Below are 1,872 nucleotides of genomic sequence, written 5' to 3' on the forward strand. Positions count from 1 at the left end.
GGGGCTGTCGCAAAATCATTAAAAACAGATGATTGAGCGGCAGCCTCTGCCGTTATAGACATAAACCGGGATGAAATCTATTTTTCTGGATTTCATCCCGATTTTTTGCCGTACTTTAATAAGCCTTTGGTTTTTTACATATTTTAGGCTGACTGTACTTCAAATAAATACGTTCTGGTTCGCTCCTTCTGGATTTTTGCATGCAGTTTATTCAGGTTATACCCCATGCAAAGCAAAAGAATCTCAAGTTTTACTTTGGTTTTTCCCCGGAGCAGAAATCTCTGGAATTCGTAATCATTTTTCAAAACTCCGAATGCCCCTTCCACCTGTATGGAACGGTTCATCCGGTACTGGATCCCGGTTTCGCTCAGGATATTTTCGTATGATTCCTGACGCTTCTCCAGAAAGCTTTTTGAAATATACAGCCGTTTATTCCCTTTCGCACGGGTACATTTTTCCTTATGGGGACAATTGGCGCAATCCTCGCATTCATACACGGTTACTTCCGATTCATAGCCACTTTTGCTTTTTTGCTTCTTTACGAAAAGAGCTTTCAACTTTTTACCGGCATGGCAGGTATATGTGTCCGTTTCCTTATCATACCCCATATTTTCACGTTTACTGATGTCCTGTTTAAAACTACGTTTCTTCCATTTTTCATAGGTCTGGGGCTTGATATACGGCTTCTGACCTGAACTACGCAGATAAGTATATCCTTCTTCACTTTCATACCCGGAATCAGCCGTGACGCTTGGATAACGAAACCCCAGCTTTTTATCCATCATCTTTAAAAATGGAACCAGTGTCCAGACATCATTTCTGTCCTGAAATACATCTGCCGATACAATGTATTCGCTGTCTACCCCAATTTGTATGTTATATCCCGGTTTCAACTGGGCATTCCGCATATGGTCATCCTTCATGTGCATAAATGTTGCATCCGGATCGGTCTTACAATAATTGTTCCTTCCCTGGAAGCTGGCCGTATGCCAGTCGTAGGTTACCTGCCGTTCCCGGAACCTTTGGAAAAGCTCCAGATATTTCTGATTTTTGCTTTTTCGTCTGCCACGTCCATAGACGAACTCTGTTCCATCCTGCTGGCATTTTTCTTCCAGATAGTCAGAGATTTTTTGCAGATCCTGTGCTCTGGATTCCGCATTTACAGTAAACGACTGCATATAATCATGATTCAAAAGCCTTACAGCTTCCTGAATCTTATGAAACATTTTTTCTTCCCATTTCCCTACGGACTTTTTCCAGACGAAAGTATATTTATTGGCACAGGCTTCCAGCTTGGTTCCATCAATGAAAACGGTTTCCATAGATAATTCTTCCGCATCTTTCAGACGGCGCACCATCTGATAAAACAGGTCTTCGCAGGCCTCCGCGAGAAATCCGGTTCGGAAACGGGCAATCGTACTGTGATCTGGTGCTTTTTGTCCGGCAAGCAGCCACATAAAGTTGATATCCCTGCGGCAGGCCTGTTCAATTTTCCGGGAAGAATAGATGTTTTGGGAATAAGCATAGGTCAGGATTTTGAACATGGTCTTCGGATCCACTGCAGGATTTCTTCCTTTGGAAGAGTAAGCCTTATACAATAAAGTATAATCGAGTTCCTCAAGCTCATGGCTCAGCAGCCGGACAGAATCGTCATCTGGGACAAAACCTTCTAAACTTAATGGCAAAACCAGTTGATAAGTTTCGTTGAATTCGGTATAATTTTTTTGGTATTTTATTTTACTAGTCATAATTTATTATACCATGAATGGCAGGTTCTTCGGAGCCTGCTTTTTCATTTTTGGCACAAACTTTTTGGCACAAAAAGGAGCTGCTGCTCCATAAATGATTACTCATCTATTTTGCAACAGCCCC

General features: G+C 41.9%; 1 protein-coding gene. It reads right to left on the minus strand.

From position 1 onward, the window contains the following. Positions 1–143: 143 nt before the first annotated feature. A complete protein-coding gene (locus GPK90_RS00405; RefSeq protein ID WP_215701842.1) occupies positions 144–1,748 on the minus strand; it encodes an IS1182 family transposase in 1,605 nt (534 codons plus the stop codon). Between the last annotated feature and the right edge of the window lie 124 nt (positions 1,749–1,872).

This window comes from Clostridium sp. MCC344, from assembly GCF_018785365.1.
Taxonomy (GTDB): Bacteria; Bacillota; Clostridia; order Lachnospirales; family Lachnospiraceae; genus Pilosibacter.

Excerpts from the sequence above, each read along its gene's own strand:
- GPK90_RS00405 (WP_215701842.1), bottom strand. The coding sequence starts at position 1,748 with ATGACTAGTAAAATAAAATACCAAAAAAATTATACCGAATTCAACGAA.